The organism is Enterococcus sp. AZ104 (assembly GCF_050546705.1).
GTDB classification, from domain to species: domain Bacteria; phylum Bacillota; class Bacilli; order Lactobacillales; family Enterococcaceae; genus Enterococcus; species Enterococcus faecalis.
In genome coordinates, this window is record NZ_CP172952.1 from 2,259,134 (window position 1) to 2,285,000 (window position 25,867).

Consider the following 25,867-nt stretch of genomic DNA (forward strand, 5'->3'; position numbering starts at 1 on the left):
GGGGACGTCAGTCGTTACGCTGACGTCTCCAATTTTTACTTTTCAGATACACAGCTGGACCAAAGTACGGTCTTGCCTAATATCTCTTTTTATACTTCTTCGCCGTAATCTACAGGTTTATCAAATTCACCTGGTGCATCATCATAGATATGTCCATAAATAATTACCGGCATTCCGTCATAGGATACATCAAAGATTTTTGAAACTTCTGTTCCTGGCGTATTGATACAGCCATTACTACCAGCATCGGTTTTAAAGGCTTCTTTATCGCCATACTTATCCAATTTATGGTCGGAGTCATGAATCCCGATTTGTGTGACAACGCCCCCTTGACTTAATAACGGCATCCAATATTTTACTGGCACACTGTATCGAGAACCATCAAGCATTTGACCTTCTAAATTCACATCGGTTGTCCGATATAAAATTGTATGGAATCCTGGTACTGTTGCGGTTCCTTTGTTATATCTGCCAGTAATGACATCTGTGGTGACTATTTTTTTGCCATCAATGAAACAATACATTTTTTGATCTTTTAAATCAATTTCAATGTAATTATTGGCAATTTTACTATTTTCTTTGGTATCACCAACCAACGGAGCAGTGATTGCATTCGTTTGTTCTTGGCTATTCAGCGCGTTTACTAGTAGTTCTTGCGTTTTGGCCCCATCAATCGACCAGCCATAACTTCCGTTGTTTTTAAAACGACGTGTCGTGCCGTGAACATCTGTAAATAAAACTGGTTGATTAGCAGAACCATATGTTGTTTCTAATTGTGTCACCCAAGTAGTTAGTTTTTCTTTGTTGATTGTGCCATCATCATTCAGCACGTTTTGAATTTGTGTTTTATCAAAGGCTACTTTTTCACCATTAATATCAACTGTAATTGTTTTATTTAACTTGTTATTGAGCGTTGTCAATGTTGCCTTTAACGTTTGATCCTCTTTTGTAATTTCAGGGGCTTTATAAAAATCTTTGGCATTATATTGATAGTTGCCTTTTCCCGCTTCAACATCCGCAATAATCTGCTGGTTTAAGCGCTGTGTGTCCACTACTGTGCCTTGTTCTTCGGGAACAATTTCAAAAGTGCCATTGCCTCGACGGATACTCGCATTTTTGCTTGGTTTCCCCTCTGGAAAACTCAAAGTTGCTAATTTGGCTTCTAGTTCTTTTTTGAATGCCTCGTTTAACGGTAGCTTCACCTTGCTACTGTGTAAATGGTCTTTTAAAAATTTTTGATCCAATTGGTATTTTTTAGGAAGTTGAATTTTTTCTTCTTTTGTCCCCGTTTGAACCACAACTTCTTCGGTTTGATTAACTTGCGCTAATTTTTCTTCTGCAGCATTTACATTTAACCAGCCTACAGAAACTCCATTTACTTTTGTGGTTGGTAAAAAGTGACTTTGAAAATAAACATAACTGCCCCCAGCAACCAGAGCTAGTCCAACCAAAGAAGTAATAATTACTTTCTTTTTATTATTTTTTCCTGATTTTTGACGACGTGTATTACGCATTTGCATTTCTTCTTTTTTCATTTGTTCATCCTTTATATCAATAATTTTAGGTTTATTTCTTAGAGACTAGGCAACAAACAACTGCGGTGATCTACAATCAAAAAAGGTTCCCTTTCTCTCGCAGATTAATTTTTTCAATTATACACTATTTTTATGTTGTTTTCAGCTTATTTTCCTTGTAAATCCTTTAATCTTAAAGAATTTGTATACTCTGTGACTTTTTTTGCTTCTTGTAAATGATACGTAAACTGGGCCATTTTAGCAAAATCCTGAGCGACGACGTCAAAAAAGGCTTGTGTCTTTATTAAGCTGTTCCAACAAGCTTCTTTACTAGAAAAATCCAGCAACGATGCTAATTGATCCATCGTGTCAGGAGTGACATAATTTTTCAGATACTTAAATTGTTTCCCAACAGAAATTGGCTCCGGTTCCTGCCAAGCCGCTTGCCAAGAAAGCAAGCGCAACAGTTCCTGCTGACAATATTCATAGAGATGTGTGACAGCGTAAAATAGTTCATTCCGACAAAGCCCCTTAACTACATACGTACTAACCCACCAAAATTCATTGCAACAATCGTTAAATTGCTGCTGATCCGGAACTGTTACTGTATAATTTTTATCAGATGCTACAGGTAAAGGCGGCAAATTTTCATCTTTGTCTAACAAGATAATTGCTAAAGAATCGCCTTCATGCCAATTATCTTTTTCTGCGAGAGGACACAACGTTAAATCGATACGTTGGCCATCTTCAAATAACATTAAAAATGTTTCCCGCGTCTTCGGTTCTGTGGGAAATAAGGTCATTTCCTTGGGACGTTGCATAATTAATGGTTGTCCAAATTTTGCTATCCACGTTGCTGTTTCAAAAAACTCAGCACATGGTTCTACAATATAAACAATGTCGAAATCTTGAAAACTATCTTTTGGCGCTTTCACATTCGTGCGAGACCCCACCATTCCCACAGCTCGAATGTGTTCTTCTTGTTTTGCTACATCCATAATAAGTTGAAACATTTCTTCTTCTGTACGCATGCATTCGCTCCCTCTCTTCAAAAGTTTCTATTAAAACATAGATTTTTTTATAAGTCTTTTGTTTTCTATCGCTTTTTCTATGGTACTTCGTATACACTAACATTACAAGGAGGGATGTTTCATGCATTGGTTAAAAATAACAAGTTTATCCATTGTCAGTTTTGGCTTTTGTATTCTTTTGATTTTAGGTCTACTTATTTTTACTGGCAAAAATACGCAACCCACCGATAAACCAGATGCTATTTTAATTTTAGGGGCCCGTGTTTTAGGGACGTCTAAAGAAACCGCACTGCCCAGCCGTGTTTTGCAAGCTCGGTTAGATGTGGCTATCCCCTATATTAAACAACACCCCGAGACACCCGTTATTGTTAGCGGAGGGCAAGGAGCAGATGAGCCGGCTACGGAAGCCGCGGTTATGAAACAATACTTGCTAAATAAAGGTGTTCCAGAAAAACAGATTCTCTTAGAAAATCGTGCCACACGCACCAAAGAAAATATTGTCAATTCACAAAAACTCCTTTCTTTTAAACGGCTAGTGATTGTTACTAGTGACTTTCACATGTACCGCTCGCAACTTTTAGCCAAGCGAGCAGGCATCTCAAATGTTTCAGGCATCACTGCGGCTTCTTCTTTTCCAAAAGATATCAAAAATTTTGGTCGAGAGCTGCTTTCTTTAGGCTATGCCTTACTCTTTGATTGGTAAAAGAGCGTCCTTCGCAAGACCATTTTGCGAAGGACGCTTTTATATTCTGTGGATTTGCTCACTTTTGTTCTCTTCTTCTTGTGTTTAAATTATAAAAATGATAACATATCTTTGTTAGCGCTTACAAATAATATTTATTTTATAGGAGGAGAAAGTTATGGGGCATCAATTGAGCACTCATTTTTTTAACAAGAAAACAGGGATTATTTCAACTTTTTTAAGTTTGATCCTTTTAGTCGGTGGGTTACTGTTTGCACTACCTGCATTTGAAGTACAAGCAGCATCAACTGTTACACCTAAAACAGTCATGTATGTAGAAGTAAACAACCACGATTTTAACAATGTGGGAAAATATACTTTAGCTGGAACCAATCAACCTGCTTTTGATATGGGGATTATTTTTGCAGCCAATATTAATTATGATACGGTCAATAAAAAACCTTACTTATATCTAAATGAACGGGTCCAACAAACTTTAAACGAAGCTGAAACACAAATTCGTCCAGTTCAAGCACGCGGCACTAAAGTCCTATTGTCTATTTTAGGCAACCATGAAGGCGCTGGCTTTGCTAACTTCCCAACTTACGAAAGTGCGGATGCCTTTGCAGCTCAATTAGAACAAGTCGTTAATACGTATCATTTAGATGGTATTGATTTTGATGATGAGTATGCTGAATACGGAAAAAATGGAACGCCTCAACCAAATAATTCTTCGTTCATTTGGTTACTTCAAGCCTTAAGAAATCGCTTAGGCAATGATAAATTAATTACTTTTTATAATATTGGACCAGCGGCTGCGAACTCTTCTGCTAATCCTCAAATGAGTTCTTTAATTGATTATGCTTGGAACCCTTATTATAGTACCTGGAATCCGCCACAAATTGCGGGGATGCCTGCTTCTCGTTTAGGTGCTTCTGCCGTTGAAGTTGGTGTCAATCAAAATCTAGCTGCGCAATATGCTAAACGTACAAAAGCGGAGCAATATGGTATTTATCTAATGTATAACCTCCCAGGAAAAGATTCATCTGCGTATATCTCGGCGGCGACACAAGAACTTTATGGTCGAAAAACGAACTATTCACCAACTGTTCCAACACCTTAATATTATCTCGTGTCTACAAGCGCCAACATGTAAAGAGTTAAAAGCCAGCTTACTACAAGCTGGCTTTTTGGTATCTTGAGCGAATAGTTTTACACAAAAAAAGACCCGCCCTTTGGGTAAGGACGGGAAAGGAGTTAAAAATGAAAAAGTGTTTTGTGTTGTTAAGGTTGTTTGTTGATATGCTTATATCTTACAAACTAAATGTGAAGATTTTGTGATCATTTCATTCTTATTTTGCTACTTTTATAGGAATTAAATAGATTGCCACGAGACTATCTTTAGTTGCCTTGTGCATCCGTTATTCTGACTGCTCCTTGTGGCGATACTCTGAAAAAACCAACAGTCCCAGTCCCTCCATTTGCAGCCATCTGTTTCGATTGGGCTCTAAAAAAGAAGTCATTTCCATTCATACCAAAAAATCCAAGGTTCGTATCATCATTTTCTGCATCAGTCAATGTACTTCTGATACATGCCTCTGCTTGTTCTTGGTTCTCGATGATTTTTGCCTCTTCATTTTGGTCTTGAATTTCCTCTTCAGAAGAACGATAGTAATACTCTTCCGCAGGATAATTTCCACTATCTTGAGTAATTAACAATCGCGGTTTCGTCTTATCCGATTGGTCGCCGTTAGGATTTTCAACACCAATTTTATATAATAATAACGCAGCACCAGTAGGCCCCCACCTAATACTTAAGCTTGTAATTGGTCGCGACTCATCAGTAGGTGAATCCTTCGTAATCATTCCTCCGGTATTTGTACTACCATCAGGATGAATGATCAAACTCTCTCCTTTACCATTTTTCCATGTTCCAACTAAAGTAGTAAAATCGCCAGCATTAATCGCTGTAGTATCTAAATCAGCTACAGTTAGCTGACTATTGTTTCCATCAGCTGTCGGCTCTTCATTTTTCACTGATTCGTTAGACTCGACACTGCTGCTCGCTTGTTCGTTTGTCTTATCAATTGTTTCACTGGTTTTTTCATTCGTCTCTTCAACTTTAGAGGATGCCTCCGTTGAAGCGGTCACTTTCTTTTCTTTTGGTTCCCGACAAGCAGTTAATGATAAAACCGCTAGCCCGACAAAAAACGCTAACATTCCCTTTTTCACGCCTATTCACCCCGTTCAATGATCTATCTTACTAGACTATTGTACTATTAATTCAACTGTTTAGACAAATATTTATGGAACAGACAAAAATTGAACCTGTCATTGAATGCTTTGTGTCACATGGACTTATCAATCAACTTTCTTTTTTCTATGTATTATATGAAAAAAAGTGAGCCATCAGTCAAAATGACCGATGGCTCATTTCTAAATCTTAAAACAAACGAACAAATGGATTATTCAGGTAAATCTACATTATGATGAACTTTTTGAACATCTTCTAAATCTTCTAAAACGTCTAACATTTTTTCAAAGTTCGCTAAATCGTCGCCTTCTAATGTTACTTCGTTTTGTGGAACCATTTCTAACTCAGTAACCGTGAATTCTTCAATGCCTTTTTCTTTTAACGCTTCTTGTGCATGGTGGAAATCTTCTGGTTCTGTGTAAACGATAATTTGACCGTCTTCTTCAACAACATCGCGAACATCAATGTCTTTTTCCATTAAGTATTCTAAAATTTCATCCGCATCGTCACCAGCAAAGCCAATGATACCTGTATTATCAAACATGTAGGAAACAGCACCGCTGACACCCATATTTCCGCCGTTTTTACCAAATGCGGCCCGCACATCTGCTGCTGTTCGGTTCACGTTGTTTGTTAAAGCATCAACAATGACCATTGAACCATTTGGCCCAAATCCTTCATAGCGTAATTCAGAATATTGTTCATCTGCTGAACCTTTTGCTTTTTCAATAGCACGATCAATAATATGTTTTGGTACATTGTATGTTTTGGCGCGTTCGATTACAAACCGTAATTTTTGGTTTGCATGAGGATCAGGGTCTCCTGACTTCGCTGCTACGTAAATTTCAATCCCGAATTTTGCATAAACACGGCTATTGTTTGCGTCTTTGGCAGCTTTTTTCTCTTTAATATTTGCCCATTTACGGCCCATATTCTCACTTCGCTTTCTCTGATTTGTTGTTAGTATCTTATCCCTTGTTTATTATACTGGGGAAACTGATTTTTGTTAAGTATTTTTTAGGTATCTGGCGAAAATCGTAAGGGAAACCGACCAAAATTTTGTTCTTTTAAAGAAGAATCTCCCATCTGGTATAGTTGATTGGCGCGAATATCTAACGAAAGCATTGCGCGGTTTTCTTTAGATACTTTGGAAATTACCGGCAATTGAATTTGTGCTTTGGTTTCTTTTAGATAAGCTTGTCCCTTTGGCGTAAATCCTAGCACATGGAGATAGCTGTATTGCCAAACAGTTTCAACTTCTTCTTTGGTCATATTTAACAATATATAGGTTGCTAATCGTTGCAATCTTGTCCAAGTATAACGCTTCGTTTTCATACGTTCCATTAATTCGTGAAAAGAACCTGCTGCTTGGATTTGATCTTTTAGTCGATATTCAAGTCCTTCCGTCATTTGGTAAATGGCTTGTAACTCTTCTAACGAGGATTGAACAATTTTATACTTTAGGAAGGGCCAGTAGTTTTCCCATGAAATCATTGCCTGTGTTTGTAAATGTTGTGCGGTTATAGAAGGCACCGTTGGCAACACTTGCGTTATTTCTTGTTGAAAAACACTTTGCCTAATCGCCGTGGCGCTAGCAACTTTCCCAGAAATCGTTGCATCATGAAAGCCCGCTTGTTTTCTAGCAATTGGGTAGAGCGTCATCGGGGTTGGATACGTGGCATTTTCCTTTGCATAACTCATCCCCAAAATATGATTAGGCGAAGAAAAATCAAACCTGCTTTCAGGATATACTTGACGAAAAACAGCAGTCATTTTTTGTGGATAACTCAATTGTTTGTCTGTCAATGCGTGGAACGTTTGATCAATTAAGGATTGATTTTCTTGGACAAACTGGCCGAAAGCCGCATAATCAATTGCGCTTGTACTATCTGTTCCAAAACATAAGCTCTCACATTGCAACGCCTGCAATAACTTTATACCGCCTTTGGCAAAGTAATCCGCAGACTGTACCGACCAAGCTGTCGGCAATTCAATGACTAAATCCACACCATTTTGCAAAGCTTCTTCTGCTCTGGCCCACTTATCTAGTAAGGCTGGTTCTCCTCTTTGTAAAAAATTTCCACTCATTATAGCAATCACTACTTCAGCTCCGCTTTGTTGGCGAGCTTGTTGGGCATGATAGCGATGTCCATTATGAAAGGGATTATATTCCACGATAATGCCACAGGCTTTCACTTTAGCCACCTCCGTTATAAAAAAATGGACTTATCAGCAAAGAGACAAACGTTTTTAAGCGCTGTCCCAAGCTCATAAGCCAAATCTTATTAATCTCTTTGACAAACAAAGAACCAGCGTTCACTTGTTTCAGTTGGTGCTTCATCTGTAAAGTCTGCATAAACTTTGACGTTCATGAAACCAGCACTTTCTAACATTCGTAAATAGTTATCTAACGAATAGGTTCGTTCTTGATGCAATTCATCATACCGAACAAAGTGCTCATCTGTTTCCTGTTCTTTCACAAAAAATGTTAAGAAATGTTCGATGCTGTGTTCTTTTTCACCAGCGTAACTATCCCATAGAAAAGCAAATTCTTCTGTTTGATAATGATAGCTATATTCTGGAAAAACTGAATCAATTTTGTAAGTAGAATGAACATCAAAAATGAACGTTCCTTCCTCTTCTAACGCTTGATAAACTTCATCGAACACTTGTTGTACTTCTTGGCGATTAGCCATATAGCACAGTGAATCAGAAAAACAAGTGATGGCTTGGTATTGTCCCACTTCAGATAAATCTAGCATATTTCCCTGAACAAATTGAACTGGCACTTCTTCTTCAAAGGCCCGTTCACTAGCAATCATCAACATTTCTTCTGATAAGTCTAAGGCCGTCACATCGTAACCACTTTTCGCGAAATCAACTGCTAAAGCGCCTGTACCACAAGCCATTTCAAGAATTTGTTGGGTTCCTTGTGGGAGATGACGATTGGAAAAATCCAACCATTTTTGGTATAGGCTTTCGTCCATCACTTCGTCATAGACGAAAGCAAACGTTTCATAGGCCATTTTAGTCGACCCAAGCGCTTAGATCAACCATTGGGGCATCTGACCATAATTTTTCTAAGTTGTAAAAGGCACGTTCTGAAGATTGGAATACATGGACAATAACATCGCCTAAATCGATTAAAATCCATTTTCCGCCTTCTTTACCTTCCACACGCTTGACTTCTACTTGATTTTTGGCTTCTTGTTCGTTAATTTCATCAACAATCGCATTGATTTGACGTTCACTATTGGCTTGGCAAATTAAAAAATAATCTGCTAATAATGAAATCTCTCTTACGTCTAATGCGACAATTTCTTCTGCTCGTTTTGAATCTGCTGCTTTGACAGCAATTTCTAAAATTTTCTGGCTATCTATGATAGTTCCCTCCTAGTAATTCTTTCTTCTTTTATTTTTGATTAACGACCCATTGATTGTAGGTCTCTAACGTTTTTGGATAAATTTTATGTTCTTGTTCAATCAAATGTAACAAGGTATGTTTCGTTTCATAAGCAACCGCTGCATCTAAGTCAACAAGGGCAATTTCACGGGCTTCTTTCACACCTGGAAAATCACGTCCTGGTTCAATGTAATCTGCGACATAAATAATTTTATCTAGCAAGCTCATCTTAGCAGCCCCAGTTGTATGCACACGAATTGCCTGCAAGATTTCTTCGTCATCAATGGCTAATTCCCGTTGAACAATATCCGCCCCAACTAAGCCATGCCAAATTTCATTGCCATAGTTTAATAAAGCCAAATCAAAACCATCTCGGCGAATAATCAACTCGAATTCATCGTTTGGACGTTCTTTGGCGTAATCATGCGTCAAAGCAGCAATACTGGCTTTGGCTTCATCGGCACCATATTTCGCTGCCAAGGCCACAGCTGTTTCCTCGACTCCTAACACATGGCGAAAGCGACGTTCACTCATTTGCATTTGAACTTTTTGCATTAATAATTCACGTTGTGCAGCATCATAATTTGTTATCCAGCTCATCTTGATACAGTCCCTTCTCTTGAATATAGTTTATCACATTCTCTGGAAGAAGATAGCGTGTTGAGCAACCACTTTTGACTTTTTGTCTAATCAAAGTGGAACTAATCGCCATCTGCGGAACATCGACCCAAATAATTGGATAGGTAGATTCCGTTGGATAATTAGGACGCCGAATGCCGACAAATTGAACTAAATGGAGTAAGTCATCAATCCGATGCCATTTGGGCAAGTATTCCACCATATCTCCACCAATTATAAAATAATAATCAGTATCTGGATTGGCTTCTTTTAAAGCTTTCATCGTATCATACGTGTAACTTTTGCCTTTGCGAATTAACTCAATTGGCTCAATATCTAAGCAGGGATTATCAGCCACTGCTAGTTCTAACATCGCTAACCGATGTTCACTGCTAATTGTTTTCTTTTCGTCTACATGTGGTGGTAAGTACGTAGGCATTAAGTAAACTTTGTCCAAACCTAGTTGATTTTGAACTTGATCGGCCATGACAAGATGTGCTAAATGAACGGGATTAAAATTACCACCTAACAAGCCGACTTGCTTTCTTGTTTGAAAACGTAACGGTTCCTCTTGCAAGAGAACGTCCGCTCCTTGACGCGCTTGTCTTTTTTCTCCCATTGTTCATCCCTCCAATATTAAATCTCTTTGACTGCTGCTGAAATTTTTTGATATTTTTCTTTACTTGATGGCTTGAATAAGACCAACACGCGACCAATGATTTGTACCACATCGCAATGAATGGCTGCTGTTAGTTCTTCTGCAACCTCTTCTGCTACTTCATCTGTATTTTGTAATAACGTAATTTTAATCAATTCACGTTTTTCCAACGCTTCATCAATTTGTGTAATCATTGCGTCATTCAAACCACCTTTGCCTACTTGAAAAATAGGTTGTAAATGGTGTGCCTGACTACGTAAATAACGTTTTTGTTTTCCTCTAAGTTTCAAATTGTTTGCCTTCTCTCTAAAATTTAAATTAATGCTTTTCTACGTAAAACATCGACACCTTTAGGCGCCCAACCAGCGACTACACCAGGTTCTGTGACAGTAATCCAACCTAGACCAGCAAACACAATATCCGTTTTTTCTTTCACGGAAAATTCAAAGCGCACTAATTCAGGAAACTCAGCGACTTCATCGGCACGTGGGGGCTGCAATAAGCCACCAACATGTTTTTCATAAAAAGCATCGGCGGTTGCTGTTTTTGTTCGGTGTAAATTTAAGTCATTGGAAACGTAGGCAATGAAGGAACTTTTAGCACCTTGGACATAATCAAAGCGAGCCAAGCCACCTAAAAACAAGGTTTGTTCAGCATTTAATTGGTAAACTTTCGGTTTGATTTCTTTTTGCGGTGCAATAATTTTCAAGTCTTTTTTACCTAGGTAATGTGCCATTTGATGACGGTGAATAATTCCTGGCGTATCAATTAAGAAGTGGCCATCGTCTAATGGAATTTCAATTTTATCTAGCGTTGTTCCAGGAAATTGTGATGTCGTAATCACATCTTGAACACCCACTGTTTGTTGAATGATTTGATTGATTAATGTTGATTTTCCAACATTGGTCACACCTACGACATAAACGTCTCGGCCTTCACGATATTTTTCGATCGTATCTAATAACTCTTGCATTTCTTGTGGTTTCTTGCCACTTGTTAGTAAAACATCAACAGGGCGTAATCCTGCTTCATGGGCCCGTTCTCTCATCCATTGAACCATTTTAGGTTTTTTTAATGATTTAGGCAAAATATCCACTTTATTGCCAACTAACAACACAGGATTATCTCCGATAAAACGATGCAGTCCTGGAATAAGAGAGCCATTAAAGTCAAAAATATCCACTACGTTCACAATCAGTGCATCTTCTGTTCCTAAACCATTCAATAAACGTAAAAAGTCATCGTCTGTTAATTGGACATCTTGAATGTCATTATAATGTCTTAAGCGAAAACAACGTTGGCAATAAACTTCCCCTGTTTCCATTCCTTTTTCGAAAGCTGTTTTTGGTGTATAGCCTAATTCATGAGGATTTTCCGTTTGGATAATCGCACCACAGCCAATACAATGAATTGCCTCTGTCATTCTAATCCGCCTCTCCATGTCATTTCTGGATGTTTTTTTGATAAGTATTTCATAATTTTCCGTTCAAAGAACCGATTGATTCTAGTATTCCAGCCATCTGTATCGACAATCGGTTGAACTAAAACATTGCGTATACCCGCTGCGTTAGCTCCCCGAATATCTGTCATAATCTGATCGCCGACCATTAACATTTCAGATGGCTTCAAGCCTAATTTTTTTTCTGCTAATTTGAAGCCACGTGCGGTTGGTTTCAAGGCACGTGCTACATAATCTAAGTCAAACTTTTCAACAACGCGTTTAATCCGGCTGTCTTTGTTGTTTGAAACAACGAGGACAGTAATTCCTGCATTTTTCATTTCTAATAACCAAGTTTTTAATTCTTCTGTTCCATCGGGATTATTCCAAGCAATTAACGTATTATCTAAGTCAGTTAGTACTGCCTTAATCCCTAGTTTTTTTAATTGTGCGGGGGTAATTTTATAAATCGCATCAATCATCCATGTCGGTTTATATTTTGAAAACATCGTGACTCCTCTCACTGACACTATGTAGTTTCTTCGATTTTAAGAGACTGAAACATAACTAAACAATTATGCTTCAGTCTCTACCTATTGTATTATACTGCATTTTACTGAAAATTTCTATAAAGGACGGTCGTTCCTTGTAAAAGAACAAGTAAAATAAAAGAAAAAATAAAAAAAGCCACCCATCAACCCCTGAAAAGTTCGTTGATGAGTAGTAACTTCTAATATTTGCGAAAACGTTGGTATCTTTTTTCTAGTAACGTTTCCGTATCTAATTTAGCTAATTCAGTTAATTTTGAAATGAACGCTTTTTGTAACATCCGATTAATTTTTGTTTGTTCCAGAGGCTGACCGTTCATAACTTCTGGAATTACTTTATCTACAATAGCTAATTCCTTCAGCTCTGTCGCTGTGATTTTCATCAATTCTGCTGCTTCTTTCGCACGACTGCCATCTTTCCACAAAATAGAGGCGAAACCTTCTGGCGAAAGAACCGCATAAATCGTGTGTTCCAACATCCAAACTTCATCTGCGACTGCTAACGCTAAAGCACCGCCACTACCGCCCTCACCAATGATGACTGAAATGATTGGCACTTTCAAATCAGACATTTCTAACAAGTTTTGCGCAATGGCTTCCCCTTCTCCCCGCTCTTCGGCACCAATTCCACAATAGGCACCAGCAGTGTTCACAAAGGTAATGACTGGTCGATTAAATTTTTCCGCTTGTTTCATTAAACGTAACGCTTTGCGATACCCTTCAGGATTAGGTGAACCAAAATTACGTTCAATATTTTCTGGTAGATTTCGGCCTTTTTGGATACCTACTACTGTAACCGGTTTGCCTTGCAAAGTAGCAACACCACCGACTACAGCTAAATCATCGGCAAAGTAACGATCCCCATGAAATTCTAAAAAGTCCTCAAAAATTGCTTCTATATATTCTAAAGTTGTCAAACGATCTTGGGCTCTTGCCAAGGTAACAACATCATTGGCTGTTTTCTTTTCCATGTTAGCGCCACCCTTCCAAAGAATGTAAACGTAACAAGTCGCTCAATCGTTGACGCAAAAGATTTCTTGGCACAATCTGATCTACAAAACCATGTTCTAAAAGAAACTCGGCCTTTTGAAAATCATCTGGCAACTCTTGACGAATCGTTTGTTCAATTACACGGCGGCCAGCAAAACCGATTAAACTCTGAGGCTCTGCCAAAATAATATCGCCATCCATCGCAAAACTTGCGGTAACACCGCCAGTCGTTGGATCAGTCAATACCGTAAGATACAGCAGCCCTGCTTTGTTATGCCGTTGCAAAGCGGCCGAAATTTTCGCCATTTGCATCAATGAAAAAATTCCTTCTTGCATACGGGCACCACCAGATGCAGTGAAAATCACTACTGGTAAATGCTTTTCTGTCGCCCGCTCAAACAAGCGTGTGATTTTTTCACCAACAATCGTTCCCATACTGCCCATGATAAAATTAGCGTCCATGATTCCAATTGCAACAGCTTGTCCTTCAATTGTTGCTTCTCCCGTTAAGACAGCTTCATCTAGCCCAGTTTTTTCTTGCATTTTTTCAATTTTTTCAAGATAACCAGGAAAATTTAGTGGATCTTTTGTCACTAATTCACTGTCCCAATTGTGGAAACTTTTTTCATCAACGGTTATCGCTAATCGTTCCCATGCACCAATCCGAAAACTATAGCCACAATGCGGACAGATTTTTTCTGCACCCATTTCTTTTGTATACAGTGTTCGCTTACAAGAAGGGCATTTTGCCCACATATTATCTGGAACAGAAGGCTTCTTTGATGCATCATTTGCATCAGCACGATTTGGATTAATGCGAATGTAATTTTTCTTTTTAAATAATGCCATTTGCTTACTCCTCGTATTTTAGCGGCAAGAGCACAGCTCTTGCGGCGTTCTTTCTTTAATGATTGCTTTCTGGCTCCCAATTTGGTAGAAATGTTTCTTGTAAAAAGCTTGTGTCATAGTCACCTGTCAAAACATTGTCATGTGTAATTAAATCTAATTGGAATTCGGCATTCGTAATAATACCTTCTGTTACAATTTCATTTAAAGCCCTTTGCATTTTCATCAAGGCATCAAAACGATTTTCACCATGTACGATGACTTTTGCAATCATTGAATCATAATAAGGCGGAATTGAATACCCTGAATACATAGCGCTGTCTACACGCAAGCCCATTCCACCACTAGGCAACAAGAGATTTTGAATTTTACCTGGTGAAGGAGCAAAATTAAAGGCAGGATTTTCAGCGTTAATTCGGCACTCAATCGCATGCCCAGTCATGGTAACATCCTCTTGGGTATAGCCTAAAGGTTCACCTGAAGCAATTTCTAATTGTGCTTTGACTAAATCAATCCCTGTTACCATTTCCGTAACTGGATGTTCGACTTGGATGCGGGTATTCATTTCCATGAAATAAAAGTCGCCAGCTGGATCCATCAAAAATTCAATGGTTCCGGCATTTTCATAATGCACAGCTTGTGCCGCTCGAACGGCCGTTTCGCCTAACATCTGACGCTTTTCTTCAGAAATAGCAATCGATGGTGATTCTTCTAACACTTTTTGATTATTTCTTTGTAGTGAGCAATCACGTTCTCCTAAGTGAATCACATGCCCATATTGATCACCTAAAATTTGCACTTCGATATGACGTGCTGGATAAATAATTTTTTCTAAATACATATCATCATTACCAAATGCGGCTTTGGCTTCTTGCTGCGCTGAAGTAAAGTGTTTCGGTAACTCTTCTTTTGAAAGAACTTTTCGGATTCCTTTTCCGCCACCACCAGCAGCTGCCTTTAACATCACTGGGTAACCAATTTCTTCAGCAATCGTCAACGCTTCTTCGACAGAATCAATGACGCCATCACTCCCAGGAATAACAGGTACCTTGGCTTTTTGCATCAGTTGACGTGCGTTTATTTTATTGCCCATTGCATCAATCGTTTCTGCTTTAGGACCGATAAAAGTAATGTTACATTCTTCGCACATTGAAGCAAATTGACTATTTTCAGATAAGAAACCAAACCCTGGATGAATCGCTTCAGCATTGGTAACAATCGCTGCACTTAAAACAGCTTGAACATTTAAATAAGAATCAGTTGCTTTCGCCGGTCCAATACAAATGGCTTCATCTGCTAACTGTGTGTGTAACGCTTCTTGATCCGCTTCAGAGTAAACAGCAACTGTTTGAATGCCTAATTCGCGACAGGCACGAATAATACGAACAGCGATTTCTCCGCGGTTTGCGATTAATACTTTCGAAAACATTTTTCACCTATCCAATCATAAAGGTTAATTCAGCCTCGGCAACTTTTTTTCCATTAACTTTTGCCACACCTTTACCCATTCCAGCAGAAGCGCGGACTTTTAAAAGTTCAACCTCTAAAATTAATGTGTCGCCTGGTGTTACCTTTTGTCTAAATTTTGCTTTATCTAATCCACCAAAGTATGCCGTTTTCCCTTTGAATTCAGGCATTGAAAGTAATGCCACGGCGCCTGCTTGAGCCAACGATTCAATAATTAAAACTCCTGGCAAAACAGGATTCCCAGGAAAATGACCTTGAAAAACTTGCTCATTAACCGTTACATTCTTTTTCGCTACAACGCGTTCCCCGGGAATGACTTCTTCAACACTATCTAATAATAAAAAGGGATAGCGATGTGGTAAAATTTCTTGAATTTCTGTAATTGTTAATTTCATGTTTTATTCTCCTTTAGCAACTCGGAATAGCGGCTGACCAAATTCAACCACATCTTCATTGTTGACTAACACTTCCGTAATCACACCGTCAACTGTCGCCGTAATTTCATTCATTAATTTCATCGCTTCAACGATACACACAACGTCACCCGTTTTAACAGTGTCTCCTACTTTGACAAAGTTCTCTTTATCTGGTGCTGGTTGTAAATAAACGATTCCTACAATGGGTGACGTAATTTCTTCTGTCTTTTCATTGGCTGTCGGTGTGTTGGTTGGAGTTTCTTCAGCGACAGAAACTGTTTCAACAGGCACTGACACACCACTAGCGGCTACTGGTGTTTCTTGTGGTTGCGCCACTGGTTCTACGGCACTTCGCCCAGAAACTGTATTTTTATTCATATATAATTCAAACGAGCCTTCTCGTAAATCAAATTCGGTTAAAGTTGATTGATCAAATTGTGTTAATAGTGCTTTTACTTCTTCTAACTGCATGTTAATCCTCCCAGCGTTTTAAGCAAATAACTGCATTGTGGCCACCAAAGCCTAGCGAGTTACTTAAAGCATAATCAAATTTATGCTCTTTGCTTTCGTTTAAAACAACGTTCACCGTAATTGCTTCATCTTGATTTTCCACATTAATGGTTGGCGGAATAAATTGATGTTGTAAAGCATTTAGGGTAGCAATTCCTTCAATTCCACCAGCGGCGCCTAAGAGATGTCCCGTCATACTCTTTGTACTACTTACATACGCCGTTTTTGCGGCATCACCTAAAGCCAATTCAATTGCTTTAGATTCTGCACTGTCATTGGCTTGTGTGCTTGTTCCATGGGCGTTAATATAGCCAATTTTTTCTGGAGAAATCCCCGCTTCTTCCATTGCTAGTACCATGGCTTTCGCTGCGCCGCTCCCATCTGGTGTTGGTGATGTCATATGATAGGCATCGCAATTAGCACCATAGCCAACCACTTCACCTAAAATAGTTGCGCCTCGTTCTAGAGCATGATCTAATGATTCTAAAATAAAGACACCCGCTCCTTCCCCCATCACAAATCCACTACGTTCTTTATCAAAGGGAATTGAGGCTTTTTCTGGATCAGTCGCCTTTGTTAAAGCGGTCAAGGAAGCAAATCCTGAAATACCGATTTCTGTAATAGGCGCTTCTGCTCCACCAGCAATAATGACATCGGAGTAGCCATGTTTGATATTGCGGAACGCTTCCCCAATTGAATGAGTTGCACTAGCACAAGCTGTCACTGTTGAAGTACAAATTCCTTTGGCACCAACACGTAAAGCAATATTTCCCGCCACCATGTTTCCAATCGCCATTGGAATAAATAACGGTGCCACACGTTCAGGTCCTTTGTCGTGCATCCGAATTACTTGATTTTGAATTGTTTCCAAACCACCAATTCCGGAACCCACCATAACGCCAAACCGATCCACATCTAGTTGACTGGTATCCAAGCCACTCATAGCCATTGCTTCTAAGGCCGCATAAATGCCAAATAACGAAAACTTATCCATGCGTTTGCCATCTTTTTTAACAAAATATTTTTCCATTGGAAAGTCTTTCACTTCAGCTGCTAAGGTGACACCTGTTTCACTAACATCAAATTTACTAATCGGTCCGATACCATTTTTCCCTGTTTTCAAACTTTCTAAAAAAGTCTCAGGTTCATTGCCAATCGGCGAGGTGACACCGTAACCGGTAATAACTACTCGATTCATCCTTTTGACTCCTTTCGTTTATCCGTGCATGACTAAGCCGCCATCGACATTCACGACTTGCCCAGTAATATAGGGACTTTTAGCTAAGAAAATCGCTGTAGCTGCGACATCTTCGACTTGCCCAAACGTTTGTAAGGGAATTTGCGCATTCATTTGTGTTTTAACTTTTTCCGATAAAACATCCGTCATTTCTGTTTGGATAAACCCTGGTGCAATCGCATTGCAGGTAATACCGCGCGGCGCAACTTCTCGTGCCACCGATTTAGTAAAACCAACGACACCGGCTTTACTCGCAGCGTAGTTTGCTTGACCAACATTTCCCATTAAACCAGAAACGCTAGCCATATTAATAATCCGACCACTTCGTTGTTTCATCATACGTTTAACCGCTTGCTGGGTCATGTTAAAAGTTCCTACCAAGTTAATATCTAAACAGGCATTAAAATCCTCTTTTGTCATTCGTAATAATAATTTATCATTCGTAATCCCAGCGTTATTCACCAGAATATCAATCGAGCCTAATTGGTCAACGGTTGCTTGAATCATCTCACCTGCTGCATCAAAATCGGAAATATCTCCAGAAAGGCCAATACATTTTACCCCAAAGGCTTCAATTTCTTGTCGTTGTTCTGGCGTAATCTCACTCCGACCGTTTAAAACAATATTGGCGCCCTCTTTCGCAAAAGCCAACGCAACTGCTTTGCCAATCCCACGAGTGCTTCCAGTAATAAATACATTTTTTCCTGTTAATTCCATTTTTTACCTCCCAGTAAGTGCTGTTAACGTTTCTGTTAATGTTGCAACATCTTCCACACGGTGCATTTCAATTGTTTTGTCAATTTTTTTAACAAAACCAGTTAATGTTTTCCCTGGACCAACTTCAATCATCGTTCCTACGTTCATAGCCTTCATCGTTTCGATACTGTCTTCAAAACGTACCGCAGACATGACTTGCTTTTCCAATAACGCTTGAATTGCCTCTTGGGGCATAATTTCGGCAGTCGTATTACTAATGACAGGAATTTGCATCGTTTGAAAGTTCAATTTTGCTAAATCCTGAGCCAATTTTTTTGATGCTGGTTGTAACAGTGCCGTATGGAAAGGGCCACTCACATTTAACGGAATCATTCGCTTCACACCAGCTTCTTTGAGAAGTGTCATCGCTTGATCAACAGCAGCAACCTCACCACCAATCACGATTTGTTGTGGTGTATTATAATTTGCTGGAGCCACAATTCCGAAAGCACTTGCTTCTTGACAGGCTTTTTCAATTACTTCACGCTCAGCATTCATGACAGCAACCATTTTGCCAGTTCCTTGTGGTGCTGCTTCTGTCATGTACTGACCGCGCTTTTGGACCAAGGCCACTGCTTCTGAAAAACGCAAAGCCTCGCTGGCAACCAAAGCACTGTATTCCCCTAAGCTTAAACCCGCTACGACATCAGGCGTTAGTCCTTTTTGTTGCAAAAGACGGTAAAATGCGACACTGACTGTTAAAATAGCAGGTTGCGTATATTCTGTTTCATTTAAACGTTCATTTTCAGTAAAACAAAGTTCTGCCATCTCATAACCTAAGATATGACTTGCTTCATCGAAAGTTTCCCGAACAATCGCTTCTTGGTGATATAATTCTTCACCCATCCCTTGATACTGGGCTCCTTGTCCACTAAATAAAATCGCTGTTTTCATACGACACCTCATTTTTTGTTAAAATTATTCACTTAGCCCCAACGCTGATTCATCTTATGTACAATCGCTTTGCATTCAGACATGAGTGAATCAATGATTTCTTGGGCTGTTTCTTCTTTTTTTATTAACCCGGCAATTTGTCCCGCCATGACGGAACCGTAATCCATATCCCCGTCAACGACAGCTTTGCGCAAAGCGCCTTGACCAATCTTTTCAAACATTTCTAAATCAGGTACTTCTTTTTGAAGTTCTTGCTTTTCTAATTGATTATATTGAGCAGTTAATTTATTTTTTAAAGTACGCACTGGATGGCCAAAATGTTGACAGGTAATTACTGCATCTAAATCACGTGCCTTTAAAACTTTCTGTTTATAATCTGGATGAACGTTGCATTCTTTGGCAATTAAAAAACGTGTGCCTAACTGGACTGCTTCAGCACCTAACATAAAGGCCGCAGCCATACCACGACCATCACCAATCCCACCTGCTGCAATCACAGGAATTGACACAGCGTCAACGATTTGCGGTAAGCCACTCATAGTGGTCAACTTGCCAATATGTCCACCAGCTTCCATTCCTTCAAAAATGACAGCATCGGCACCAATTTTTTCCATTCTTTTTGCTAAAGCAACAGAAGGAACTACTGGGATTACTTTAATGTTATGTTCTTTAAAACGAGCCATGTATTTGGCTGGATTGCCTGCACCTGTCGTTACGACAGGAACCTGTTCTTCACAAACCAAATCGACAATTTCATCGGCAAAAGGTGAAAGTAACATAATATTGACACCAAAGGGTTGCTCCGTTAATTCTTTAACTTTTTTAATTTCTTTTTTTACGACTTCTTTTGGGGCATTGCCACCAGCAATAATCCCTAATCCACCAGCGTTTGACACGGCACTTGCTAATGAAGCATCGGCTACCCAAGCCATACCGCCTTGAAAAATGGGATAATTAATTCCAAGCAACTCACATAACTGTTGATTCATTGATTTTATACGTCCTTTAGTTCTAAGATAAGTACACTTCATTCAAGTAAAAAAGGATTTTTCCGGCTTATTTACTTGTTTTTTTAGGGACTGGGTCATTTAGCAATTAAATGTCCCAGCCCCCTATTTTCATGTATTAGTTTGCTTGTTGTTTTTCTACATATGTTACTAAATCTTGAACGGTTTGGATGCCATCTTCTGTTTCGATTTTCACATCAAATTCATCTTCGATTTCGTTAATGATTTGGAATAAATCTAAGCTATCCGCATCTAATTCTTCTTGAATGTTTGTAGTTAATTGTACCTCTTCAGCATCTTTTCCTAATTCTTCTACGATAATTGCTTGAATTTTTTCAAATACCATGTGTATATTCCTCCAAAATAGTCATTTTCTTCATTTATATGTGAACAGTTTTTTACAGCGTTAGGAGCAGTGAGCCCCATGTTAAGCCGCCGCCAAATCCTGTTAGCACCACGCGTTGTTGGGAACCTAAAATTAAGGTCCCATTTTCAACTGCTTCATCCAACAAAATAGGAATGCTAGCAGCTGAGGTATTGCCATATTTATCCATATTCGTTAAAAACTTCTCGCGGGAAATCTTCGTCTTACGTGCAATTTTATCGATAATGCGCACATTTGCTTGATGTAGTAGAAGATAATCCACGGTTTCGTCCGTCACGAGTGATAAAATATTTTGTGAAACATCTTTAATCGCAAAATCAAAAATACTACGTCCTTCCATCTGTAGCGTCTTACTCGCCTGCTCATGCCCCTGATAAAAAGGACTTTCGTTGATCGTGTAGCCTGACGTTAAAGCCGCCCACCGTTGTCCATCTGCTTGTAATTTTTCATTTAGAAAATGCGGTGTCTCAGCCGCTTCAATCAAGACGCCGGCAGCCCCATCACCGAAAAGCACCGCTGTGGAGCGATCGGTCCAATCCAACATTTTGGAAAATGTTTCGCCACCAATTACTAGACCTGTTTGATAACGACCACTTAAGACTAGTTTTTCTGCCATGCTTAAGGCATAGACAAAACCAGAACACGCTGCACTGATGTCAAAAGCAAAAGCCTCAGTAGCGCCAATTGCGCCTTGCACTTGGCAAGCAACAGAAGGCATATTGAAATCTGGTGTCACTGTTGCAACTAAAATAAAGTCAATCTCACTTGCTTGCTTTCCAGATTTTTCCAATAACTGTTTTGCGACTTGATGACATAAATCAGACGTATTTTCTTGCGTAACGATGCGACGTTCACTAATGCCTGTTCGCGAATGTATCCATTCATCAGAGGTATCCATCATTTCACTCAGTTGGTGATTCGTGACACAATTCTCTGGAACATAACGGCTTGTACAACTAATTCGTGCATAATTCTTCATGGGGATCCTCACTTTTTATTTGTATTCTTGCAAGAAATCATGAAGATTTTTTAGTGCTCTTAACAGCGCTTGTTCTTCTTCTTGCTCCATGCCTTTCAAAATGTTTTTAACCATTTCACGATGAAAATGCTGATGGACTCTAAAAAGTAATTTTCCTTTTTTAGTTAAGCCAAGCTTTACTACACGTCGATCATCTTCACTACGCAAACGTTCAACATAGCCTTTTTTAACTAAGTTGTTAATCGCTACAGTAAGTGTTCCGACGGTAATTGACAGTTCCTTGGCTACTTCTGAAGACGTTTTTTTCTTGTACATACCAATTGCTTCGATTGTGTGCATCTCCGTAATGGATAAATCATTAAATTGTGATTTTTTCAATTCAGATTCTTCAATCGTTAAGATGTCATTAAAGACACTGACTAAGTAATCGTTGACTGTTTCTAAATTAGGTTCCATTCTGTGCACCATCCATATACTTTGATTATCAAAACATTTGATGTTCAAACTATATCGTAAATAAGCAAAGAATGCAAGAGAATTTTCTATATTTTTAATGAAATATTCTTCAAATATTTCAAAAAAGGCGCATTTTCAAGGGACGAGGCTTTTAAAAAAAGGATCAATTACTTTGATACCCAAACTATTTTCACAGAAAAAGGAAAGAAGTGCAACTAAAAAGCATCACTGGCACTCCCCTGATTGAGAAGTGCCAGTGATTTTTGTTATATAATTCTTAAACTCCCACTAAGCTATTGCTACAACTTGACTGGATAATACGAGAAGAGAGTGAACCAGAAGCTTTGGTGCTTCTACTCCACTCCCTTATTAAAATGTAGGACGATTAATTATTGAATTAAGTCGTAAATTTCCATTGCTACAATATCGATGTTATCGAATTGATAGCTTTGGTGCGTATCAGATTCTGTTAATTCAAATGTTTCTGTTGATTTATCAAAACTTACAATACATTTCTCTACGCCTTCACGTTCAAAGCGGCGTACTTGTACTTCATTATCTGCTGCTTCGATCATTGCTTCCAGTCTCTTAATAATCGCCACAAGTTGTGAATGTTTCATCAGTGGGCCTCCTTTTGCAAACTAGTTCTGTACCATTGTAACAAAACATTGCCTAACTTGCATGATTTTTCGTCATTTTTTTTGATTTTTTTGTTGTTCTTTAATTTTTATTCGTTGGTTGCTTGCCATCTGTCCACCAAAGCTTAATTAAGGCCTGTGTGCCATCATTTTCAAATCCTTTATCTGCAAGGCTTTCATATAATTCTGTCGCTTTTTGCGTCGCTGGCAATGGAAGGTCAAGTTTTTTTGCTTCATCTAACGCAATCTTTAAATCTTTGATAAAATGTTTAACAAAAAAGCCTGGCGTATAATCTTCTTTTAAAATACGCGGTCCATAATTACTTAATGACCAGTTCGCAGCACTACCACCACCGACTGTTTCCAGAACTTTTTCTAAAGTTAATCCTGTCGCATTTGCGTAAACGAGCATTTCAGTCAAACCGGTCATTGTGCCTGCAATCATTAACTGATTCGCCATCTTAGTATGTTGCCCTTTTCCAGCTGAGCCGTGTAGCATAAACGTTTTACCAAATGTTTTGAAAATTGGCAAGACGGTCTCATAACTTTCTTGATCGCCACCAACCATAATTGTTAAAGTACCATTTTTAGCACCTAAGTCACCACCAGAAACTGGCGCATCCAACGCATGAGCACCCACTTCTGCTGCTTTTTTGGCAATCTTTTCAGCCAAGGTCGGCGTACTTGTGGTTAAATCTACTACTATTTTACCTGTAAGATCTGCTTGAAAAATCCCTGTTTCATTAAAATACACGCCTTCAACATCTGAAGGAAAGCCAACCATTGTAAAAATGATATCACTCGCTTCCGCAATTGCTTTTGGCGTATCATACCAAACTGCTCCTTCAGCAACTAAATCATCTGTTTTACTTTTTGTTCGATTGTAAACATTGACAGATAAATTGTTTTTCATCATGTTACGAATAATTGATTTCCCCATGACACCCGTTCCAATAAAGCCGATTTTAGACATAGTAGCTTCCTCCGTTCTTAAAATAAAAAACTTTCCTCCTTCAGTATAAACGAAGGAGGAAAGTTTTGCAGTTTATTTTCTTAAAGATGTAAATTTTACTTTAATTTTTTTAATTGAGTCCGCATTTTCTTTTTCCATTTGAAGTTGATCAAAGTAAATCAATGTGTCTTGATAAAATTCAATCATTTTGTTGCCAAAGTTTGTAGAAGAAATTTCAAATAATTTTTCATCTAAAATAGTTTGGTCCATTTTAATATTTGCTTGTATATAGTCAATCAATGTTGGGGCAAAATCACTGTCTGTCTTAAAAGTTTTGCCTAAGCTTTCATGATCAAATAAATTATTTAAATAGGCGTTCCCTTCTGCAACACATTGAACGCCAGCAGCCATCGCTTCTGTATAAGTTAAGCCTTGTGTTTCCGACGTTGAGGCGCTGACAAAATAGTCAGCAGCTTTATAATAAATCGCGACTTCTTCATTTGGCACTTCACCCGTAAATTGAACGTATTCACTGACTTCTAGTTCTTCTGCTAATTCTTTTAAATCCTCTAGATAGGGACCATTTCCAACTATTACTAAACGAGTTTGTGGTAATTTTTCAATAATTTGTGGTAACCCTTGAATAATTGCTTGAATATTTTTTTCATAAGAAATTCGACTTAACGATAACAACATAATCTGTTGCTCTTCAATACCTAATTGTTGACGCATTCCAGCGATCATTTCTTCAGTAATATCGGGACGTAAAAACTTATCAATTTCGATCCCTGTTGGAATAATTCTCATTGGTGCGGTCACTCCATAATCCCGTAATTTTTCAATTACACGTTCACTGGGACAAACAACACCTGTCGTATGATTTGTAAACACTCTTGAAAAGAATTTAACATGTGATGGACGGACAACTTTTCCTTTAGCAATATAATGTAAGTAATCTTCATACATCGTATGATACGTATGGATGACAGGAATTTTCATTTTTTTCCCAACCATTTTCCCTAAAATACCCGCACCAAATTCAGTATGTGTATGAATTAAATCTAATTCCAATTCTTTGGCAATTAAATAGGCGTACCACATGCCGCGAACCACTACTCGGCGATCTTTAAAAGATACGAATGGCACACTAGGCATTCGTATGACATCTTCTTCAAAATCAGTCGCGTTAGGATCGGTTGTCGTAAAAATATACACTTCATGGCCGTGCTTTTCTAATTCATCTTTTAAGGTCTTAATAGAAGTCGCTACCCCACTCACTTGCGGGAAATACGTATCAGTAAAAAAACCAATTTTCACTCTCATTACCTCCATTTCATCTAACAATAACTGCCTTCAATATTTGTTAAGATAAGACTGTTTCGTAGACTTCTTTTAACTCGTAACCAATTTGCTTGATACTTCTTTGCTCTGCTACTTGATAGCCTGCTTCTCTAGTGCTAGGTATTTTCCCTTCTAATAAGCCTTCAATATATTTTTTAAATTCTTCAATAGAATGACCCATATAACAATTTTCATTAGCTACTAGCCAGCCTTGATAAACTGGAATATCACGCACTAAAACTTGTTGCTGACTAGCTAATGCTTCTAAGACAACAATTCCTTCCGTTTCTTCACGCGAAGGGAAAAAGAAGAGATTCGCTGCCGCATAGGCCCCTTCGATGACATCTCCTTTAATATAACCTGGGAAAATAACATTTTCTGGATGATCTTCTTTAACTAATTGTCGAATATTTTTTGGGATAGAATACATTGGTGTATCACCAAACCAAATAAATTGATACTCTGGTAACTGTCGCGCAACTTCAATAAAATCAGTGATTCCTTTACGTTCAAAAAATAATCCCACACAAATAATTACTTTTTTCTCTTCATCTATTTTAAAATATTCTCGGAATTTTTGTTCCTTTTCTTCTGAAGGATAAAAGCGTGATAAATCAATACCATTTGAGATCGCCGAAATAGGCACTTTAATGCCATATCCTTCTAGCAATGTTTTAGAATACGGTGTTGGTGTAATTAAATGATCCGCTTTGGAGTACAAACTGATAAGATATTTTTTTACTAATGGTGCCAGTTGATTAGACCCAATAAAGGAATTACGAAAATCTTCTTCTGTCGAATGGGCATGATAAATAACTTTTTTTCCTAGTTTACGTGCTTTTCTGAC

Annotated in this window: 30 protein-coding genes (1 of these 30 only partly in view); 2 read left to right on the forward strand and 28 right to left on the reverse strand. The window is 38.5% G+C overall.

Features of this window, described 5'->3' with window-relative positions; genetic code table 11:
- Window positions 1–89: 89 nt before the first annotated feature.
- On the reverse strand, window positions 90–1,535 hold the full coding sequence (locus tag IGJ37_RS10765) for a L,D-transpeptidase family protein (RefSeq protein ID WP_002370561.1): 1,446 nt from the start codon (window positions 1,533–1,535) through the stop codon (window positions 90–92).
- Window positions 1,536–1,681: 146 nt separating this feature from the next.
- Window positions 1,682–2,545 carry an aminoglycoside 6-adenylyltransferase gene (locus IGJ37_RS10770; protein ID WP_002381386.1) on the reverse strand — a complete coding sequence of 288 codons (864 nt, stop codon included), beginning with the start codon at window positions 2,543–2,545 and terminating at the stop codon, window positions 1,682–1,684.
- 121 nt (window positions 2,546–2,666) lie between these two features.
- On the opposite strand from IGJ37_RS10770, the gene IGJ37_RS10775 reads away from it, so the two are divergent.
- Both IGJ37_RS10775 and IGJ37_RS10780 read left to right on the forward strand, forming a co-directional pair.
- Complete coding sequence (locus tag IGJ37_RS10775) at window positions 2,667–3,248, forward strand: YdcF family protein (RefSeq protein ID WP_002359392.1); 582 nt, start codon at window positions 2,667–2,669, stop codon at window positions 3,246–3,248.
- 157 nt (window positions 3,249–3,405) lie between these two features.
- Window positions 3,406–4,350 carry an endo-beta-N-acetylglucosaminidase gene (locus tag IGJ37_RS10780; RefSeq protein WP_002382461.1) on the forward strand — a complete coding sequence of 315 codons (945 nt, stop codon included), beginning with the start codon at window positions 3,406–3,408 and terminating at the stop codon, window positions 4,348–4,350.
- A gap of 278 nt (window positions 4,351–4,628) precedes the next feature.
- Here the strand turns inward: IGJ37_RS10780 and IGJ37_RS10785 are convergent, their stop codons facing one another.
- The 26 genes from IGJ37_RS10785 to bgsA all read right to left on the reverse strand — a co-directional run.
- Window positions 4,629–5,459: a DUF6287 domain-containing protein gene (locus tag IGJ37_RS10785; RefSeq protein WP_252671536.1), complete on the reverse strand. Its 831-nt coding sequence runs from the start codon at window positions 5,457–5,459 to the stop codon at window positions 4,629–4,631.
- Between the two features lie 233 nt (window positions 5,460–5,692).
- Window positions 5,693–6,412 carry a YebC/PmpR family DNA-binding transcriptional regulator gene (locus tag IGJ37_RS10790; RefSeq protein WP_002356305.1) on the reverse strand — a complete coding sequence of 240 codons (720 nt, stop codon included), beginning with the start codon at window positions 6,410–6,412 and terminating at the stop codon, window positions 5,693–5,695.
- 86 nt (window positions 6,413–6,498) lie between these two features.
- Window positions 6,499–7,686 (reverse strand): nucleotidyltransferase, encoded by a 1,188-nt coding sequence (locus tag IGJ37_RS10795; RefSeq protein WP_252671535.1) that lies wholly within the window; start codon window positions 7,684–7,686, stop codon window positions 6,499–6,501.
- An 80-nt stretch (window positions 7,687–7,766) separates the two neighbouring features.
- Window positions 7,767–8,507 (reverse strand): class I SAM-dependent DNA methyltransferase, encoded by a 741-nt coding sequence (locus tag IGJ37_RS10800; protein ID WP_002356302.1) that lies wholly within the window; start codon window positions 8,505–8,507, stop codon window positions 7,767–7,769.
- A 1-nt stretch (window position 8,508) separates the two neighbouring features.
- Complete coding sequence (gene rsfS / locus IGJ37_RS10805; RefSeq protein ID WP_033072556.1) at window positions 8,509–8,847, reverse strand: ribosome silencing factor; 339 nt, start codon at window positions 8,845–8,847, stop codon at window positions 8,509–8,511.
- A gap of 46 nt (window positions 8,848–8,893) precedes the next feature.
- Window positions 8,894–9,484, reverse strand: coding sequence for a bis(5'-nucleosyl)-tetraphosphatase (symmetrical) YqeK (yqeK, locus tag IGJ37_RS10810; RefSeq protein WP_002356300.1), 591 nt, complete (start codon window positions 9,482–9,484; stop codon window positions 8,894–8,896).
- On the reverse strand, window positions 9,462–10,121 hold the full coding sequence (locus IGJ37_RS10815; RefSeq protein ID WP_002365150.1) for a nicotinate-nucleotide adenylyltransferase: 660 nt from the start codon (window positions 10,119–10,121) through the stop codon (window positions 9,462–9,464). Before IGJ37_RS10815 ends, yqeK begins: the two co-directional genes overlap by 23 nt.
- 17 nt (window positions 10,122–10,138) lie before the next feature.
- Window positions 10,139–10,450, reverse strand: a complete 312-nt coding sequence (gene yhbY / locus IGJ37_RS10820) for a ribosome assembly RNA-binding protein YhbY (protein WP_002356298.1) — start codon at window positions 10,448–10,450, stop codon at window positions 10,139–10,141.
- A gap of 23 nt (window positions 10,451–10,473) precedes the next feature.
- Window positions 10,474–11,583 carry a ribosome biogenesis GTPase YqeH gene (gene yqeH / locus IGJ37_RS10825; protein ID WP_002381381.1) on the reverse strand — a complete coding sequence of 370 codons (1,110 nt, stop codon included), beginning with the start codon at window positions 11,581–11,583 and terminating at the stop codon, window positions 10,474–10,476.
- Entirely contained in the window at window positions 11,580–12,107 is a 528-nt protein-coding gene (locus tag IGJ37_RS10830; protein WP_002356296.1) for a YqeG family HAD IIIA-type phosphatase, read from the reverse strand. The genes yqeH and IGJ37_RS10830 overlap by 4 nt, the downstream gene beginning before the upstream one ends.
- A gap of 221 nt (window positions 12,108–12,328) precedes the next feature.
- A complete protein-coding gene (locus IGJ37_RS10835) occupies window positions 12,329–13,117 on the reverse strand; it encodes an acetyl-CoA carboxylase carboxyl transferase subunit alpha (RefSeq protein ID WP_002410108.1) in 789 nt (262 codons plus the stop codon).
- Between the two features lies 1 nt (window position 13,118).
- Window positions 13,119–13,985, reverse strand: coding sequence for an acetyl-CoA carboxylase, carboxyltransferase subunit beta (accD, locus tag IGJ37_RS10840; RefSeq protein ID WP_002356293.1), 867 nt, complete (start codon window positions 13,983–13,985; stop codon window positions 13,119–13,121).
- Between the two features lie 55 nt (window positions 13,986–14,040).
- The gene (locus IGJ37_RS10845) at window positions 14,041–15,411 is read right to left on the reverse strand and encodes an acetyl-CoA carboxylase biotin carboxylase subunit (RefSeq protein WP_002400784.1); all 1,371 of its coding nucleotides are present in this window, start codon (window positions 15,409–15,411) and stop codon (window positions 14,041–14,043) included.
- 7 nt (window positions 15,412–15,418) lie between these two features.
- Window positions 15,419–15,844, reverse strand: coding sequence for a 3-hydroxyacyl-ACP dehydratase FabZ (gene fabZ / locus IGJ37_RS10850; protein WP_002356286.1), 426 nt, complete (start codon window positions 15,842–15,844; stop codon window positions 15,419–15,421).
- 3 nt (window positions 15,845–15,847) lie between these two features.
- Window positions 15,848–16,336: an acetyl-CoA carboxylase biotin carboxyl carrier protein gene (gene accB / locus IGJ37_RS10855; protein ID WP_002368761.1), complete on the reverse strand. Its 489-nt coding sequence runs from the start codon at window positions 16,334–16,336 to the stop codon at window positions 15,848–15,850.
- A 1-nt stretch (window position 16,337) separates the two neighbouring features.
- Entirely contained in the window at window positions 16,338–17,573 is a 1,236-nt protein-coding gene (gene fabF / locus IGJ37_RS10860) for a beta-ketoacyl-ACP synthase II (RefSeq protein WP_002356284.1), read from the reverse strand.
- Between the two features lie 18 nt (window positions 17,574–17,591).
- Window positions 17,592–18,329, reverse strand: a complete 738-nt coding sequence (fabG, locus tag IGJ37_RS10865; protein WP_002356283.1) for a 3-oxoacyl-[acyl-carrier-protein] reductase — start codon at window positions 18,327–18,329, stop codon at window positions 17,592–17,594.
- Between the two features lie 3 nt (window positions 18,330–18,332).
- On the reverse strand, window positions 18,333–19,262 hold the full coding sequence (fabD, locus tag IGJ37_RS10870; protein WP_002378665.1) for an ACP S-malonyltransferase: 930 nt from the start codon (window positions 19,260–19,262) through the stop codon (window positions 18,333–18,335).
- Window positions 19,263–19,294: 32 nt separating this feature from the next.
- Window positions 19,295–20,251, reverse strand: a complete 957-nt coding sequence (gene fabK, locus IGJ37_RS10875; RefSeq protein WP_002356279.1) for an enoyl-[acyl-carrier-protein] reductase FabK — start codon at window positions 20,249–20,251, stop codon at window positions 19,295–19,297.
- Between the two features lie 136 nt (window positions 20,252–20,387).
- Window positions 20,388–20,615 (reverse strand): acyl carrier protein, encoded by a 228-nt coding sequence (locus IGJ37_RS10880; protein WP_002356278.1) that lies wholly within the window; start codon window positions 20,613–20,615, stop codon window positions 20,388–20,390.
- 52 nt (window positions 20,616–20,667) lie between these two features.
- Complete coding sequence (locus tag IGJ37_RS10885) at window positions 20,668–21,633, reverse strand: beta-ketoacyl-ACP synthase III (protein WP_002359378.1); 966 nt, start codon at window positions 21,631–21,633, stop codon at window positions 20,668–20,670.
- Between the two features lie 15 nt (window positions 21,634–21,648).
- The gene (gene fabT, locus IGJ37_RS10890; RefSeq protein ID WP_002362455.1) at window positions 21,649–22,089 is read right to left on the reverse strand and encodes a fatty acid biosynthesis transcriptional regulator FabT; all 441 of its coding nucleotides are present in this window, start codon (window positions 22,087–22,089) and stop codon (window positions 21,649–21,651) included.
- Between the two features lie 389 nt (window positions 22,090–22,478).
- Entirely contained in the window at window positions 22,479–22,709 is a 231-nt protein-coding gene (locus IGJ37_RS10895) for a YkuJ family protein (RefSeq protein WP_002379802.1), read from the reverse strand.
- A 100-nt stretch (window positions 22,710–22,809) separates the two neighbouring features.
- Window positions 22,810–23,700, reverse strand: a complete 891-nt coding sequence (locus tag IGJ37_RS10900; RefSeq protein WP_002359377.1) for an NAD(P)-dependent oxidoreductase — start codon at window positions 23,698–23,700, stop codon at window positions 22,810–22,812.
- A 72-nt stretch (window positions 23,701–23,772) separates the two neighbouring features.
- Entirely contained in the window at window positions 23,773–24,996 is a 1,224-nt protein-coding gene (gene bgsB / locus IGJ37_RS10905) for a cell wall glycolipid biosynthesis glucosyltransferase BgsB (protein WP_002389260.1), read from the reverse strand.
- Window positions 24,997–25,042: 46 nt separating this feature from the next.
- Window positions 25,043–25,867 carry the 3' portion of a cell wall glycolipid biosynthesis glucosyltransferase BgsA gene (gene bgsA / locus IGJ37_RS10910; RefSeq protein ID WP_002359375.1) on the reverse strand. Its footprint extends 180 nt past the window's final position, so the window shows 825 of its 1,005 coding nt (coding positions 181–1,005); its start codon lies off the right edge, out of view; the stop codon is at window positions 25,043–25,045.